At 55.9% G+C, this 15,559-nt stretch carries 12 protein-coding genes and 1 other RNA gene; 10 read left to right on the top strand and 3 right to left on the bottom strand.

Annotated features, from left to right (window positions below; genetic code table 11):
* A partial coding sequence (locus tag VKV29_RS07265; protein ID WP_324200642.1) for a transposase occupies positions 1-750 on the bottom strand: 750 nt, incomplete at its 3' end.
* Positions 751-921: 171 nt separating this feature from the next.
* Between VKV29_RS07265 and VKV29_RS07270 the strand changes: the two genes are divergently transcribed.
* Entirely contained in the window at positions 922-2,316 is a 1,395-nt protein-coding gene (locus VKV29_RS07270; protein ID WP_324200643.1) for an asparagine synthase-related protein, read from the top strand.
* A gap of 3 nt (positions 2,317-2,319) precedes the next feature.
* Positions 2,320-3,276, top strand: coding sequence for a hypothetical protein (locus VKV29_RS07275; RefSeq protein WP_324200644.1), 957 nt, complete (start codon positions 2,320-2,322; stop codon positions 3,274-3,276).
* Positions 3,277-3,431: 155 nt separating this feature from the next.
* On the opposite strand, the gene VKV29_RS07280 is transcribed toward VKV29_RS07275, so the two are convergent.
* Positions 3,432-4,760: a thymidine phosphorylase gene (locus VKV29_RS07280; RefSeq protein WP_324200645.1), complete on the bottom strand. Its 1,329-nt coding sequence runs from the start codon at positions 4,758-4,760 to the stop codon at positions 3,432-3,434.
* 14 nt (positions 4,761-4,774) lie between these two features.
* Entirely contained in the window at positions 4,775-5,719 is a 945-nt protein-coding gene (locus tag VKV29_RS07285; RefSeq protein ID WP_324200646.1) for a UDP-glucuronic acid decarboxylase family protein, read from the bottom strand.
* Between the two features lie 202 nt (positions 5,720-5,921).
* Between VKV29_RS07285 and VKV29_RS07290 the strand changes: the two genes are divergently transcribed.
* From VKV29_RS07290 to ffs, 8 genes are all read left to right on the top strand, one after another.
* On the top strand, positions 5,922-6,671 hold the full coding sequence (locus tag VKV29_RS07290; protein WP_324200647.1) for a YebC/PmpR family DNA-binding transcriptional regulator: 750 nt from the start codon (positions 5,922-5,924) through the stop codon (positions 6,669-6,671).
* 154 nt (positions 6,672-6,825) lie between these two features.
* Entirely contained in the window at positions 6,826-9,129 is a 2,304-nt protein-coding gene (locus VKV29_RS07295) for a hypothetical protein (RefSeq protein WP_324200648.1), read from the top strand.
* 2 nt (positions 9,130-9,131) lie between these two features.
* Complete coding sequence (locus VKV29_RS07300; RefSeq protein WP_324200649.1) at positions 9,132-9,929, top strand: ABC transporter permease; 798 nt, start codon at positions 9,132-9,134, stop codon at positions 9,927-9,929.
* Positions 9,930-9,933: 4 nt separating this feature from the next.
* Positions 9,934-10,929: an ABC transporter ATP-binding protein gene (locus VKV29_RS07305; RefSeq protein WP_324200650.1), complete on the top strand. Its 996-nt coding sequence runs from the start codon at positions 9,934-9,936 to the stop codon at positions 10,927-10,929.
* Positions 10,926-12,497, top strand: a complete 1,572-nt coding sequence (locus tag VKV29_RS07310; RefSeq protein ID WP_324200651.1) for an ABC transporter permease — start codon at positions 10,926-10,928, stop codon at positions 12,495-12,497. Before VKV29_RS07305 ends, VKV29_RS07310 begins: the two co-directional genes overlap by 4 nt.
* Positions 12,481-14,355 (top strand): hypothetical protein, encoded by a 1,875-nt coding sequence (locus VKV29_RS07315; RefSeq protein ID WP_324200652.1) that lies wholly within the window; start codon positions 12,481-12,483, stop codon positions 14,353-14,355. Before VKV29_RS07310 ends, VKV29_RS07315 begins: the two co-directional genes overlap by 17 nt.
* 4 nt (positions 14,356-14,359) lie before the next feature.
* Positions 14,360-15,367: a MoxR family ATPase gene (locus tag VKV29_RS07320; protein WP_324200653.1), complete on the top strand. Its 1,008-nt coding sequence runs from the start codon at positions 14,360-14,362 to the stop codon at positions 15,365-15,367.
* A 67-nt stretch (positions 15,368-15,434) separates the two neighbouring features.
* Positions 15,435-15,535: signal recognition particle sRNA small type (gene ffs / locus VKV29_RS07325), an RNA gene on the top strand.
* The last annotated feature ends 24 nt before the right edge of the window (positions 15,536-15,559 follow it).

The raw sequence follows: 15,559 nt of genomic DNA on the forward strand, positions 1-15,559 counted from the left end.
AGTACGAACGAGGGATTTAGAAACAACGTGATTGGTGTTCTTGACAAACCGAGACTGTTTGGCGCGAATCTTCTTCAAATGCCGTTTCGCGCTCTTTGTGCCGCGCTTTTGAAGCAGACTACGGAGGCGCTTGAGACGGCAGCGAACGGCTTTGACGGCTTCGCCCGAATAGGTATTGCCGTTACTATCGGTAGCGAGTTCTACGATGCCCAGGTCAACACCAAGAACCCCTTCACAAACAGGTTCTGGTGACTCGGCTTCCACCACCACGTGCAGGGAAAAGGCACCGTCACGAAAACATAAGTCTGCCGAGCAGGGCTTCCAGTGGGCGTAACGAGTGTAGTAGTCACACAGGCGGAAGGGTACACAAACACGACCTTGTGTGGTGGCAAGAGAGGCACAGCCGTCTTGAAGACGCACCCAATACGAACGCGCATCATAGCGGACGGGGCAAAGGGGGGACTGAGGGCAGGAAACGGAGCATCCCTGCTTCTTGCGCTCCTGTACCGACTTGAGAGCTTCCCCTGCCTTCCTTCTCGCCGCTACGACCAACTGGGCAGGCAGGTCAGGGTGCGCTTTCCGGAGGGACTTGTAGGTTGCCCGGTGCAGTCGGGTTCCGTTGCGCTCGTTCTGCTCCCAACCGTAAGTGCATACGGCGTTGAAGCAGTCGGTAAACTGCAAGAGTGTTTCCTTTAGAGCCTTTTGGGTGGCGGGTTCTCTATGCAGTTTCAGGCGCAATGTAACTTTCAACGATTTGCCTCTATAGTTTTTGTCTGTCGAGGGTATTATATCATCAATACTCTCGGTTGACGAACTAAATTGGAAAGGAATGCTGCGGATAGCAATTCCTCCCCCGCGTAAACGCAGGGGGTCTCCTTTCTATGTTTTTATGAAAACATTATCGAGGAGCTTACAGCCAACATGCTTACCGGTATAGAGCGCCTAGTGGATTTAACCGGCCCACAGCAGGTCGGACTCACCGGCAAAACGCTCTCCGAGGTGCAAGAGGCCGTACGAACAGGCGACGTGAGAACTCTTGCCGAAACCGATGGGCATTTTGCCGTGGTCGCCCGCGAGGGACAGACCGTCCGCTTGGCAAGAACCATCGGCGTTCCGTTGCGCTACTTTGTGGCCAAAATGTTTCACGGCCCCTTTCTGATCGTGGCCGAACGCATAGATCGCATCTTTGAGTGGTGCCGAGAACATAAAATCGGCTGGCAGTTCGATCCCCTCTATACTCGCATGGTTCCTGCCCACTACCTCATCGAGATCGAGCAGATCGGCTGCCCCGATCCCGCTCCAAACTACCATCGTTTCTTTCATCCGCCTATCGAGACCGGGCCTACCTCCGTCGAAGCGTGTGGCGTAGCCTATGTGCAGGCCGCCTATCAAGCACTTAAGCACTGGCTTGGCACGCTGCCACCACAGGAACCGGTCGCCATCGCCTTCTCCGGCGGTATTGATAGCACCTCCGTGCTCCTCATGGCCTATCATGCCCTCGAAGAGCTGGGGCGCAATCCCCAGAATCTCCGGGCCTTTACCCTCGACCTCGGCGGAGGCGCCGATACCGTTCAGGCCGAACAGATCGTGACGCAACTAGGGCTTCGCCATATCTGGGAGCCGATTGAACGTGATGCCTCGCGGGTGAATCTAGAGGAGGCCATTCAGCTTATCGAAGACTACCATCCCCTCGATGTCCAGTGTGCTGCCATGAGTATCTGCCTCTTAGAAGGCATTCGCGAACGCTACCCACACCTGAAATATCTACTAGATGGCGACGGGGGCGATGAAAATCTGAAAGACTATCCTTTGGAGGATTCCGACCTCACCCTCTCCAGCGTGCTGCGTAACCCGTTGCTCTACCAGGAAGGTTGGGGCGTAGACGCCATCAAACATAGCCTTACCTACTCCGGTGGGCTTTCGCGCTCGTACGTTCGCACCTTTGCCCCCGCAGCGCGTTATGGCTTTCATGCCTTTTCGCCTTATACGGTTCGTTCGGTCATCGCAGCCTCTACCGCTATTCCCTTCTCAAAACTCATCGGTAACGACGTAGAGCGTCTTTACAACCTTAAAGCGGAAGTGGTTCGGGCCGGCATTCGTGCCCTCATCCGGGTAGATATGCCCACACCTCCGAAACGCCGATTCCAAGATGGGGTTAGCGACGACAGCTATCGCCACTGGCGTGTGGGCAAGGGCTGGTGCCGTCAGGTGTTTCTGCGCCAATGGCAAGAGCGGCTCAAAGACGTTTGGGACGACCCCACAGAGCGGATCTCCGGCAACGATACCAGCATCCCACTGCCGTCTTTGAACCGATAGCGTATGCACACCCTACACGACTACCCAGAACGGCCGGCCGATCGAAGCCGCTGGATTGTGGGCTTGCGTGGGCCGAAGAATCGCCTCGACCCGTGGCAGCCCTATGCATGGCTGCATGAAGAAGAACGCGGCCCAAAGGGCGCATTGATCTCCACCAACGTGGTGTTTCTTACCAACAAAGAGTGCCCCTTCCGTTGCCTAATGTGCGATCTCTGGAAAAATACGCTCGATGCGCCGGTGCCAGAAGGGGCCATACCCGCCCAGATTCGATGGGCACTCGAACGGTTACCACCGGCAAAACAGATCAAACTCTATAATGCCGGCAGCTTCTTCGATCCCCGCGCCGTTCCCCCATCGGACGACGACGCCCTGACGGCTCTGCTCGCTCCCTTCGAGCGCGTGATCGTGGAGAGCCATCCCGCCTTTTTGGGAAAACGTTGCCTTGCGTTTCAGGAGGGGCTTGCGGGTGAGCTGGAAGTGGCCATCGGCTTGGAAACGGCGCATCCGCTTGCACTCGAACGCCTCAATAAGCGGATGACAGTGCAGGATTTTCGACGCGCTGCTCGCTTTCTCCGCGCTCACCACATCGCCCTGCGGGTCTTCCTGCTGGTTTTCCCCCCCTTTCTCGACGAGGAAGAGGGCTATCAATGGGTCATTCGTTCTATGGAGATAGCCTTTGAAGAGGGGGCCACTGCCTGTTGCCTCATACCGACACGGGGAGGCAACGGCGCCATAGAGATGCTGGCGGCTCAGGGCGCATACACCCCACCAACACTTCCTATCCTCGAACAGTTGCTTGAAGAGGGGTTACAGCGGAAACAGGGGCGCGTTTTCGTAGACCTTTGGGATATTGAGCGCTTGGCAACCTGTGCCTGCGCTTCGGCGCGCATCGCACGGCTGGCCGCCATGAATCGAGAGCAGCAGCCGCTGCCCTCCGTGTCCTGCCCTTTTTGTGTGTAGCCACCACCTTAACAAGGGCAGCTGCAGCCGTGGCATTCCGCCTGATCTAAAGCCCGGCGGCTTTTCGCAGCTGCCGGCCAGCTACGCGAACATGGTAGGGGTAGGCCCCGCACCTACCCTATCCCGACTTAAGGGAGGCTAAAGCCTTTCGGCGGTCAAGAAGAGGATAGAACCTCCAATATAGGACTTGGAGGCAAAACAGGTGGTGCAGGCGTAAAACGATAGGCCGATAGCAGCAGGGCTTTGAAATGCTCTTTTTGCGATGCCGACTCGTCTCTAAGATGAAGCGTTGCAAGCGGTTCGCCGGCACGAACCCAAGCCCCGCGCTTTTTATGGAGCACGATCCCCACCGAAGGGTCAATTCTATCTTCCTTCGTGGTGCGTCCGGCTCCCATAGCCGCGGCCAACAGCCCTACAGCCCGTGCATCAATGGCGGCAATGAAGCCCTCCTCAGGCGCCTCCGCTCGGCACGTGATGGGCGCATGAGGCAACGCGGTTCTAACCGCGTTCAAATCTTTCGGCCCTCCCTGAGCGCGGATCATGGCCTCTAGCTTGGCCGCGCCGGTGCCCGACCGCAGCAGCCGTTCCGCCGTTGCCTGCGCTTCTTCTGCGTTCCTCGCTCGTTCGCACGCGAGTAGCCCATGCATTACCAGACCTAAACAAAGCGCCAAAAAACGCGGCTCCGCGGTTTCGGGGTTTTGCAAAACGCGAATGGCTTCCTCTACCTCTAAGGCATTCCCCACCGTCCACCCAAGAGGCTCCTCCATATCCGTAAGTACCGCCTGCGTGGGCACTCCCTCCTGAACCCCGATAGTTACCAATGTGCTTGCCAGTGCCCTCGCCTGCTCCAGCTCTCTCATAAAAGAGCCGCTTCCCACCTTCACGTCCAGCAGAATGCGCCCAGACCCTCCGGCAAGCTTTTTGCTCATAATGCTGCTGGCGATAAGCGGAATCGACTCGACCGTGGCGGTAACGTCCCTCAGGGCATACAGTTTACCATCTGCAGGTGCTAGCTGGGACGATTGAGAGACAATAGCCAACCCTATGGAGCGCACTTGCGCCTTTGCCTCTTCGCTCTTTAAGGTGGTGCGAAGCCCAGGTATGGCCTCCAGCTTATCTATGGTGCCGCCGGAGAAGCCAAGCCCTCGGCCGCTCATTTTCAAAATGGGGATGCCGGCCGCCGCAAGCAACGGCACCACCACGAGCGATGTTTTATCTCCAACGCCACCCGTGCTGTGCTTGTCGAGCGCGGGGCCGTTGGGCACGTCGGAGAGGTCTATCCGTTTACCCGAATCGCGCATGGCACGGGTGAGGGCACGTGTCTCTTGCATCGTCATGCCGCGCAAAAACACCGCCATAAGCCATGCACTTATCTGGTAATCGGGCATGCTGCCATCGGTTACCCGACCGATAAAATCGCGCAGCTCCTCTTCAGTGTGTTCACCACCATCGCGTTTCTTAGCGATAAACTCCACCGCGCGCACGGGCTTCCCCTCTCTTAACTAAGGCCGAGCTTCTTTGCAAAATAGGCAATCGTGTGTTGCAGGCCCTCCTCCAATCCCACTTTAGGCTCCCAACCCAAAAGCGTTCGGGCCTTTGTGATGTCCGGACGACGTTGCTTGGGATCATCGGGGGTTTTAAGCGGCTCAAAAACGATCTCACTCTTGCTGTTTGTAAGCTGCTTGATGAGCTGGGCGAACTCCAAAATGGTGCGTTCCGTGGGGTTACCGATGTTGATAGGCCCTGTTAAATCCGACATGGCCAACCGCCAAAAACCCTCTATAAGGTCTGAACAGTAGCAAAAAGAGCGCGTCTGCCTGCCATCGCCGTAGACGGTGATGGGGTCGCCCCGCAGCGCCTGACCAACAAAATTGGGCACCACGCGCCCATCGTCGAGACGCATACGCGGCCCGTAGGTGTTGAAGATGCGTACAATGCGCACTGGCACCCCATGATAGCGATGATAGGCCATCGTGAGCGCCTCGGCATAGCGCTTGGATTCGTCATACACTCCGCGTATGCCCACCGGGTTCACGTTGCCCCAATACTCCTCACTCTGGGGGTGAACCAACGGGTCTCCATAAACCTCCGAGGTGGATGCAAGGAAGAAAACGGCGTTTTTGGCGCGGGCCAGCCCAAGCGCCTTATGCGTGCCTAGCGCGTTGACCTTCATGATCTGGATGGGCTTGGTAGGAAAATCTACCGGGCTTGCCGGGGAGGCAAGGTGAAAGACGTAGTCTATCGGCCCATCAATATACAGATATTCGGTGACATCGTAACGCACAAACCGAAAATGGGGATTGTCCAAAAGATGAACGATATTATCGGTATTTCCGGTGATCAGATTGTCCATCGCGATCACCTCAAATCCCTCGGCAAGGAGCCTATCACAGAGATGGGAGCCTAAAAACCCGGCCCCACCCGTCACTAATGCACGCGGCATACTATGGGTTACCTCTCCAAAACGATCTCTACGGCAGTATACCACAGCCCCTTTAAAGGCGGCACCTACGCCAAAGAGACGTTGTTCCTCAGAGGGCGTTTGTGATATAATCCGAGTTGCGATTAAGTCTTTTTTGATGAGAAATCCGCGAGCACCTTATCAGCGTGCTCGACGGTTTCATGGTAAGGAGAACGATTTCACTATGTCGGGACATTCCAAATGGCACAACATTCGCCTGCGCAAAGGCGCGCAGGATGCAAAACGCGGGAACCTCTTCACCAAACTTGCCCGAGAGATCATCATCGCGGCGAAAACCGGGGGAGGGAACCCCGAAACGAACACCCGTTTGCGACTTGCCATACAAAAAGCTCGCGAACACTCCATGCCCCAAGAGAACATTCGTCGCAGCATCATGCGCGGTACCGGAGAGCTGGAAGGCGAAGCCTATGAGGAGGTTACCTACGAGGGCTATGGCCCCGGAGGTGTGGCGATTTTGGTGGAGTGTGCCACCGATAACCGCAACCGAACCGTAGCTAACCTGCGCAGCATCTTCAACAAACACGGCGGCCGCATGGGGGAATCGGGATCGGTGTCCTATCGTTTTAGGCCCATTGGGCTTATTGTCATTCCACGGACGGCCGTCGAGGAAGACCGCCTCTTCGCACTTGCCATTGAGGCTGGTGCAGAAGATATGCGCACGGATGAAGAGAATTACGAGATCGTAACCCAACCGGAAGATTTTGCTAGAGTGCGCCAAGCCATCGAAGATGCCGGTATCCCTATGTTGCGTGCCGAGTACACGATGGAACCGCTGGACTTGGTTCACCTTGAAGGGAAAGAGGCACAACAGATGCTTCGGCTCTTGGAACGCCTTGAAGAGGACGACGACGTTCAACACGTCTACGCCAACTTCGATATCGCCGATGAGGTGCTAGAGGCAACCGAGGGGTGAATCGGGAACATTGCAAAAAAGCGAAACGCTCTGCCTTCACCTCTCGTCTATCTTTTAAGTAACAGAGCGCTGCTGGTCTCCAGCTTTTTCTTTCTGTGTCTTTACCTATCGGCCGGCCGCCGGCGAACTTACCATGAGGATGAGGGAGGGGGCGATGGCCCCTAAACGTATTGCATACTTACACCCACTTCGCTTTGCAGTCTTCGGGCTGCTGTGGCTGGGGCTATGCTTGCCTTTTTCCGCTTCAGCCAACATTACCCTGCAGCCGCTGCTCGGCTTCGGTTCTTTTGCCGGCGGCATCGCCTATTTTCGCCCCCACTCCTGGAACCCGCTTGCCGTCCACATGGTTGGAACCGCCCCAAATGGAGCGACCGAACTGCAGGTTATCGTGCGACGTGGCGATCACCAAGATACCTACATCCGCAAGCTGCTGTTTGCAGGTGGCCCGCTCGATCAGACCCAGACGTTCTCCGTTGACCTCTCTCCCCTAAAACTGGACACCTCCTTCGTCCCTTCTCCAGAAAAACAGGAGATAACCGTACAGCTTGTGCAGGATAGGCATGTTGTGGCCGGCCCTACTTCGGTGCCTTTCTCCGTACCACTGCGCAATCTCTCCTATAACCTTCTCGTGCTCGATTCCCATCCTGCAGCGTTGCACTTTCTGGCCAATCATCTGTTCGACATTATCCATCACGGCCAGGATGAGAGCGGTCTAGGGAATATACTTCTCGGTTCCGGCAATGCAAATGCCATGATTAACCCCATCACCCTGCTAACGGCCCCTCCTGCCCTACTGCCCACCTCTCCGCAAGCTTACACGCCAGTAGATGCGGTCGCTCTCGGCGATCTCGACCTTGAAAACAGCGCCTCCCAGGCACAGGTGGACGCCCTGCGTGGCTTTGTAAGCTCCGGCGGAACGCTCATCGTCTCCGGTGGCCCGGATATCAACCGCCTGAAAAGCTGCCCCCTCCACGATCTCTTTCCACTTATCCCTAACGGCATTCGCACTCTCAAGCAACTGCCCACGCTGGCTTTACGCTATCAAACATCGCTGCCGCTTCAGCACCCCATCGCCCTGACAACCGGTAAACTGCAACAGAATGCCAAAGTGCTCCTTACAGACCAGCAAGGAGCACCCTTGGTGCTCGAACGCCCCTATGGCAACGGCCTCGTGCTCTTTACAACGTTTGACTATATGGACCCCGCCTTCACAACTTGGCCTGCCGCAACCTCCTTTTGGCGCGACCTGCTTCTCTGCGGCAACTGCGAGGTCTCTCCAGTGAAGATACTCGCCAACGACGGTATGTGGACCGGCTCAACCAACCTTATGGATCAACTTCTCGATGCGCTGGCCAACCCGCGTATCACCCAACTCCCCTCGCTTAACCTCATTGCCCTGTTCACCCTAGGTTATGTCTTGCTGCTGGTTCCTATCAACTATCTGGTGCTGAAACGCCTCGACCGCAAAGAGCTGGCTTGGCTAACGACCCCGGCCATCATCGTGCTGTTCTCGGTTGGCTCCTACGCCATTGGGGCCAGCACACGTGCCCATATCGTCTCCTTCAATCGTGTTGCCGTGCTGGAAACTCAGGCCGGTTCCGATCGGGCCTACGGCTTAGCGCAAATGGCGCTCTATCTGCCCAGCGCGCACAATGTAAGCCTCAGCCTCTCCGCTGCCAATTCCGACGCCAATGATCGTCTCTATTACCCTCATCTTATGGCGATTTCCGACCCCTCCCTCATTCCCAACTCCGCCACCTTCGTGGTGGATGACGCCGGTGTACAGCTAAAAGATGTGCATGTGCCGTTTTGGAGCACCTGCAACTTCGAAGCGCCGTTTGAACTGCCCCTAGGGGGCAGTATAGTCGCCACAGCCCGTTGGTATGCCTCGAATAAAATCGAGCTTAGCGTTCATAACGGAACCCGCTTCGCCCTCAAAAACGCCGAAGTCTCTCTGCTGCGCCAATCCTATCCCATTGGGGATGTAGCGCCCCACAGCACGGCACATGTTACGCTGAATTCACCCCCCATGGTTGTATCGAGCAACTGGTGGACGAACGCGATCTATGTCTCCACACCGTCTCTTACCAATGCTGACCCACAAAAGCGACTCCTCATCCAAGCGCTCTCCAACCTTCTGGCCGGCACGGGCACTTCTAACCCCTTTACCGCGCCCTTCTCGTTCGGCGCTGTCTCGAACATGTTGTCGGATGATGGTTTCGGTCGGGCTTCTTTGTTGCTTACGGCTTGGCTCGATGAACCCGTAGTCCCAGCCCAGATAGATGGCAAAAATGTGGGTGGGGATGAGGCCTCGCTGCTGTGTGTTCATCTCCCACCGCCACCCAACGTGCCCGCCAATTTTCCGGGCACCTCCCCGTTTTCGGAACAACCCGTTTCTGATATTCCGAGTAGCCGTCAGGTAACTCCCTCAACTATGCCTTTCGGTGGAGGCCCCTAATCGTGCTGGAGAACCCCATTTTTCTGCGTGAGATGCGCATTCGACTCCCGAAGCACCGCGGCGCCCGCATCGGTGTGCTGACAATGGCCTCTGTTTTCCTGATCGCCGTCTACCTGCGCATGATCACGGAGCTGGCTCAACGAGCAGGCCCTAATAACTCTGATGCAGACATCCTATGGGATATTCTGGTATGGGCGCAGTTTGTCTTTGTGCTCTTCGCCGCGCCCGCTTATGCTTCCAACGCCTTTTCGCGTGAAAAAGAGCAACAGACTTGGGACTTGCTGCTTATGACCCCGCTTACAGCCTCCGAAATCGTGTTTGGCAAGCTGCTCGGTCGTCTCACCGTCTTTTTCTTACCCATCGTGATTATTTTGCCCCTGGAAATTCTCATCGCCTTTACGCTCGGCTACTATGCAAACGGTCTGTTCTTTCTTACCTTGTTTACACTTCTCATCTTCACCTTCTTTTTCGTCTCCTTAAGCCTTTATGCATCGTGGCGCCTCAGTCGCACGCTCTATGCCCAGATCGTATCCTATACCGTGCTTATAGGGGTCTTAAGCATCGGCACCGCTCTGTTAACGGCTGCAGCACTTGCACTATCCAGCATCTCAGCCGGCACATCAAGCAGCACTTTTGAACAACCTTGGCTTTGGCTGAACCCCTTCTATCTTTTCAGCCTGCTCTTTGAACAGCCACGCGACCATCTCTACCAGCTCGGTATTGGTCTACTCGTCTACCTTATCATAGGGCTAGTAATGATCTATGATATCATCCATAATTTGCGACGCCATAGGGAATAGATTCATGACGGCTATCGTGCAGGTAAAAGGCTTGGAAAAGGTCTATCGTGTGGGGCGTCAAAAACTCCACGCAGTTAAAGGGATCGATCTTGAGCTAGAACAGGGCGATATTTTTGGTTTCATCGGCCCTAACGGAGCAGGTAAAACCACGACGCTGAAAATTCTCGCCACCCTTCTCCCGCCCACGGCCGGCACCGCACTCATCGCAGGCCATGACGTTGTCACCGAGCCGGATGCCGTTCGTGAAGTCATCGGCTATATGCCCGACTTCTTTGGGGTCTATGATGATATCAAGGTGTGGGAGTATCTTGACTTCTTTGCCGCTGCCTACCGCATCCCCAAAGCACGACGCGCAGGCATCATTGACGACGTGCTGGCGCTTACCGATCTCACCGATAAAAAGGATTCCTATGTCGAATCGCTATCGAGAGGAATGAAACAACGGCTTTGCCTGGCGAAAACCCTCATTCACGACCCCAAGGTGCTGCTGCTGGATGAACCCGCCTCCGGTCTTGACCCGCGCGCTCGCATCGAGCTGAAGGAGCTGCTGAAAGAGTTGCAAGCCATGGGCAAAACGATCATCGTCTCTTCCCACATCCTTCCGGAGATGGAGGAGTTCTGTAATAAAATTGGCATCATTGAGCGCGGAGAGATGGTGGTGGCCGGCGATGTACAGCAGATAGCACGCCAGATACGCGGCCAGCAGTTCATCGAGATCACCATCGCGGACGGGTTGCCTATAGCCGAGCAACTGCTTCACAATATGCCGGAGTGGGTTCACTCCGTGCAACGCTGTGGAACGGATAGCACCAATGGAGATGCCGCCGCTCCGCCCCCGCTACGGGGAACCTTGCGCATCGGTTATATTGGGGCACCCGAAGGCGAATACGAAGTGCTAACCGCCCTCGTGCAGGCAGGAGTAAAAGTGCGGGCGTTCCATCCCGTGAAGACCGACCTCGAAGATGTGTTCTTGCGCTTTACAAAGGGACAAGTGGCATGATACGAAACGTGTTAGCGGCTCTTACCGATCAACCGCTGCTTGTGCGCGAAATGCGCACGCGCATGCGGGGGGCACGTGCCTACTGGATTCTGTTTGGCTACCTTCTAATCCTAGTGCTGTTCGTGCTGTTTACCTACTGGGCGCTTCTGCTTCGGCTCAATTCCCCAACTACCGGTCACCTGCGCGCCGCCCACGAAATGAGCAACAGCATCTTCTACACTACCATTGCCGTCCAGTTCTTCCTTATTCTTTTCATTATTCCCGCCATCACCAGCAGCTCGATCGCACAAGAAAAAGAGCAGCAGTCGCTTGACCTTCTGCTCACCACCCCTTTGTCGCGCGCTCGCATCGTCTACGGCAAGCTGCTCTCCTCTACCGCCTTCATCTTACTCATGATCGCCACCAGCCTGCCCATTGTGTCCATCTGCTTCCTATTTGGCGGTGTCTCAAGCACCCGCATAGCTACCTATTATATCTTTCTTATCAGCTTTAGCTTGCTTAACAGTGCCCTGGGGCTTATGTGGTCTTCCCTCGCCAAAACATCGGCGCAGGCGGCCATCTTTACCTATCTCTCTGCGATTCCGCTCAGCCTCTACAGTTTCTCGTACGTCACCACCTTTTCCCTCGCTTTTACCATTACCGGCAACGAGACCGTGCTTTTCAAACTCGCCCTCGAATACCTCTTCCTCATCGCCATTCCCGCCTCTCTCTGCATGAATGCGGTTACCTGGTCTCGCCTCTATGCCGAGCCGGCCGACCATGCCGGCTGGCTGCGCTTGCTCTTCCTTTTGTTGAACCTCCTCTTCATCGTTTCTATTGTGTGGATGCAGGTGCATTATGTAGGCTTAAATATGCTCCTGCCCTCGGTTCCAGGCGCAGGTCCGCTTCCGCGCCTACCTAATGTGCTGTCAACATCGCTAAACCCCCTTTTAAGCGAATTTGCCGGCCTATGGTCTTCCTATCTGCTGCTTCTCATTCCCTGCTGTGCCACCGGAGCGCTCTACCCAGAAGATATCGCTAAACTGGGCTTCGGGCGCTACCTTCTCTCCGGTTGGACGTGGCGCGGCCTACGCCGAGCCTATCCCGCATCGGGCATCGCCTATGTCACCATCTTAACCCTTGTGGCCTTCCTTACAGCCTTTCTCTATCTCGGCTGGTTGAACGGTCTTTTCAGGGTGATCGTCGCGGTGGCTGGGCCACAATCTGTCTTTTTGCCGATTCTAGGACTTACTTTTGCCTACCTTTTCGGCCTCTCGTGTGTCTGCCTACTACTCTCCATCTATCTGCAACGCTTCGCCATACTCGCAGTATGGCTGTTCTTCGGCATTCCTTGGTTGCTGCCTTTCCTCGGCCTGCGCGAGGCTGTTCTTCAACTTTTACCAAGCTATCTCATCTTTCAAAATCCCCGCAACCTCGATCTTAACGCCCTCTTCAACACTGCCATCGCATGGGTTCTTATTGGTGCTGGCTCTCTAACGCTTTGCTCGCTCCTGCTGCGCAGGCATCGCATCGCTCAAAAACCTGAATTTGTGAACTTGTCGGAGGTTCCTCATGAGCCTACAAGCTAATCTCTCACCTAGCTACGCGCCCTCAACGCTCAATGCGCTTCTTCGCAAAGCGACGTTGCGCATCCGAACTGCACGGCTACTACGCTTCGGCTCGACCGGACTGTGCATTGGCAGTTGGCTTGCCCTTCTCCTTCTAGGTGCCGGCAAACTTCGCCTTTTGCCATCCTCGCCCTGGATGGAACTCGGCCCCATCCTTCTCGGCCTGCTCAGCGGTGCCGCTTTTGCTCTGCTCCCTCGTCTCTCCGCCCTTACCGTAGCACGCCTTACCGAGCAGCGCGCCGATCTCAAAGAGCGCCTTAGTAGTGCGATAGCACTCGAGGCCACCGAGGCGGCATCCACTTCCCCCTTCTATCCGGCACTGCGTGCTGACGCCGAGCGCTATGCCGCCGATGTCAACCTAAAAGCCATCTATCCGCTTCGCATCCCACGTGCATTCTGGCTTAGCCTGCTGGCCTTGACCCTGCTGGCCGGTGTCACACTGCTACCATCCCTCCCGCTATTCTGGTCAAAAGAGAAAAAGGCCGAGATGAGCGAAGTGAAAAAGGAGGGCATTCGCATCATGCGGCTGGCCCAACAGGCGGAAAAGGAGGCCACCAAAAAGCACCTGCCGATGACCAAGCAGGCCGCAGAAGAGCTAAAAAAGCTGGGAATAAAGATGCGTGAGGGCAAACTGGACAAAGTCCATGCGATGGTGGCCATGCATAAGCTTACCCAAAAGCTGGCAGAACAGCAGCGCCAGCAGGCTGCACAAAAGAAGAACGCCGCCCAAGCCCAGCAGGCCGCCCAACAACTGAAGCAGTCACTTCAAAAACTGGATAAGCAGCTGCAACAGCGCCAACAGGCCCTGCAACAGATGTCGGCAAACCAGCAGATGAAGCCAACCAATCCCAACAACGCCCTTCGCAACGGGCAGCAGGCTCACCAACAAAAAGGCGCTCAGAAAAACGGTTCGGCAGCCCTCAAGAAAAATGCGCAACAGATGCAACAACTAAAAAAAGAGTTGGCCAGCCTGCAGAAGATGCAACAGGCCCTCAGAGCCATGCAACAGGCCTTGCAAACGCAGAATAGTGCAGCTATGCAGCAGGCCATGCAGCAACTATCTCAGCTAGCCCAACAGAGCGAAGGCAACCCGCAGCTTGCCCAGCAAATGGGTCAACAGCTTCAAAGCTTGGCCAAGGCGCTGCAGCAGGCCGGCCTAAACCGCACCGCCCAACAGTTGGCTCAGATTGCCAAAATGCTGCAAAACTCTCAAAACCTCAACTCGGAGCAACTGGCTTTCCTCAAAAAGCTTCTCGGCCAAATTCCCGGCATGTGCTTCGGAGAGTGCATGGGAGAGTGGTGGCAGGTAAGTCCTCTTGACCAGGAGGCGCTTTTGGCCCTTTTGGCAGCTTGCCAAAAGGGAGCGAGATTTGGGCTTGGCACACCTAGTTTTGGGCTTTTTCCGGGCGGTTCGCCCAACGGGGCTGCCCTCTTCGGCAGTCACAAACACTTCTCGGCCATGAGAGACCCCGGAAAAACCAAAGCCCACTTGCTGATCGCAAACAGCAAAGGCAGTAAAGCAGGACAGGGCAAAGCCGGCTCTCTGCAGGAGTTCATTCACTACCTCGCCATGCATCCCCACACGCCAGGCCATGCGCCCAACGGCATGATTCTCGGCACTCGTACCCAGAAGGGCAACGAACTCTCCATCCAGTTTCTGGGAGACCCGGATGGTGCCAGCGCTTCCACCCCCTATTACCAGGCCGTGATCACCGGCCAGCGTCAGGCCGAAAGCGTGCTCAACCAGGAGCATGTTCCCGTAACGCTGCGCCAGCAAGTACGCGCCTATTTCGATACCCTCCATGGAGAAGGAAAGTAGAACGATGTCGGATATCACACAGCAGGTAGAACAGTTCCAGCGGGCTTTTGATGAGATACGCACCGAGATCGGGCGGGTTATCGTCGGCAACAAAGAGATCGTAGAGGGTGCGCTCGTCTGTCTCTTTATGGGAGGGCATGCGCTCCTTGAAGGCGTGCCCGGCCTCGGAAAAACCCTTTTAGTACGCACTCTTGCCGAAACGGTGCGGTTGAAGTTTAACCGAATTCAGTTCACCCCCGACCTGATGCCTGCCGACATCACCGGCACGACCATCCTCTCTGAAACCCCCGAGGGAAAACGAGAATTTCGCTTTCAACCCGGCCCCGTGTTCGCCAACGTGCTTCTTGCAGACGAAATCAACCGCGCGACACCTAAAACTCAGTCCGCCCTGCTCGAGGCCATGCAAGAGCGCTCCGTTACCGTTGGCGGCGTCATTCATAAACTTGAAGAGCCGTTCCTTGTGCTGGCTACCCAAAACCCCATCGAGATGGAAGGAACCTATCCCCTGCCCGAGGCCCAACTCGACCGCTTCCTTTTCAAACTGCTGGTCTATCCGCCCAACTTCGAGGAGCTTTCGGCCATCGTAGACCGCACAACCGGCGAGAAAACCGAGATGGTACGTCCGGTGCTCGACGGCCCAACTATTCTGCAATGGCGCCAGCTGGCACGCGCCGTGCCCATTGCGCCCAACGTGCAAGAGTTCGCCCTACGTCTTATCCTAGGCACACAGCCTACCAACGACGAGGCACCTAGCATGGTGAAGCAGTTCGTGCGCTTCGGCTCTAGCCCCCGTGGTGCTCAAGCGCTGATATTGGCCTCCAAAATTCGTGCGCTCACCAAAGGGCGCTATAATGTGGCGATAGAGGATATCGTTGAGATAGCAAAACCGGCTTTACGGCATCGCATTCTCCTCAACTTTGAAGGGCAGGCCGAGGGCATTGCACCGGATAGCATCATTGATGAACTCATCGCCCACACACAGGAGACCTTGAAAATCTCTGTGGGCGTCTGAAGTGCCCCCCTTCCAAGAATTATAGTATAATAAGTGTGTCTACGTTCTGGTAGCGCAGGGCGTTGAGAGCCGGGCCAGCTGCACAGGTAGGCAATCGAACCAGGTCAGGTTCGGAAGAAAGCAGCCTTAAGATTAGCCTGCCCGGTGCGGCCTGTTCACCCGGCTCTGAGCGCCCTGCGCCCTTTCAAGTGC

This window comes from Chthonomonas sp., from assembly GCF_035294165.1.
Lineage (GTDB): Bacteria > Armatimonadota > Chthonomonadetes > Chthonomonadales > Chthonomonadaceae > Chthonomonas.

Excerpts from the sequence above, each read along its gene's own strand:
- VKV29_RS07315 (WP_324200652.1), top strand. The coding sequence starts at position 12,481 with ATGAGCCTACAAGCTAATCTCTCACCTAGCTACGCGCCCTCAACGCTC.
- VKV29_RS07290 (WP_324200647.1), top strand. The coding sequence starts at position 5,922 with ATGTCGGGACATTCCAAATGGCACAACATTCGCCTGCGCAAAGGCGCG.
- VKV29_RS07320 (WP_324200653.1), top strand. The coding sequence starts at position 14,360 with ATGTCGGATATCACACAGCAGGTAGAACAGTTCCAGCGGGCTTTTGAT.
- VKV29_RS07285 (WP_324200646.1), bottom strand. The coding sequence starts at position 5,719 with ATGCCGCGTGCATTAGTGACGGGTGGGGCCGGGTTTTTAGGCTCCCAT.
- VKV29_RS07310 (WP_324200651.1), top strand. The coding sequence starts at position 10,926 with ATGATACGAAACGTGTTAGCGGCTCTTACCGATCAACCGCTGCTTGTG.
- VKV29_RS07295 (WP_324200648.1), top strand. The coding sequence starts at position 6,826 with ATGGCCCCTAAACGTATTGCATACTTACACCCACTTCGCTTTGCAGTC.
- VKV29_RS07305 (WP_324200650.1), top strand. The coding sequence starts at position 9,934 with ATGACGGCTATCGTGCAGGTAAAAGGCTTGGAAAAGGTCTATCGTGTG.
- VKV29_RS07275 (WP_324200644.1), top strand. The coding sequence starts at position 2,320 with ATGCACACCCTACACGACTACCCAGAACGGCCGGCCGATCGAAGCCGC.
- VKV29_RS07270 (WP_324200643.1), top strand. The coding sequence starts at position 922 with ATGCTTACCGGTATAGAGCGCCTAGTGGATTTAACCGGCCCACAGCAG.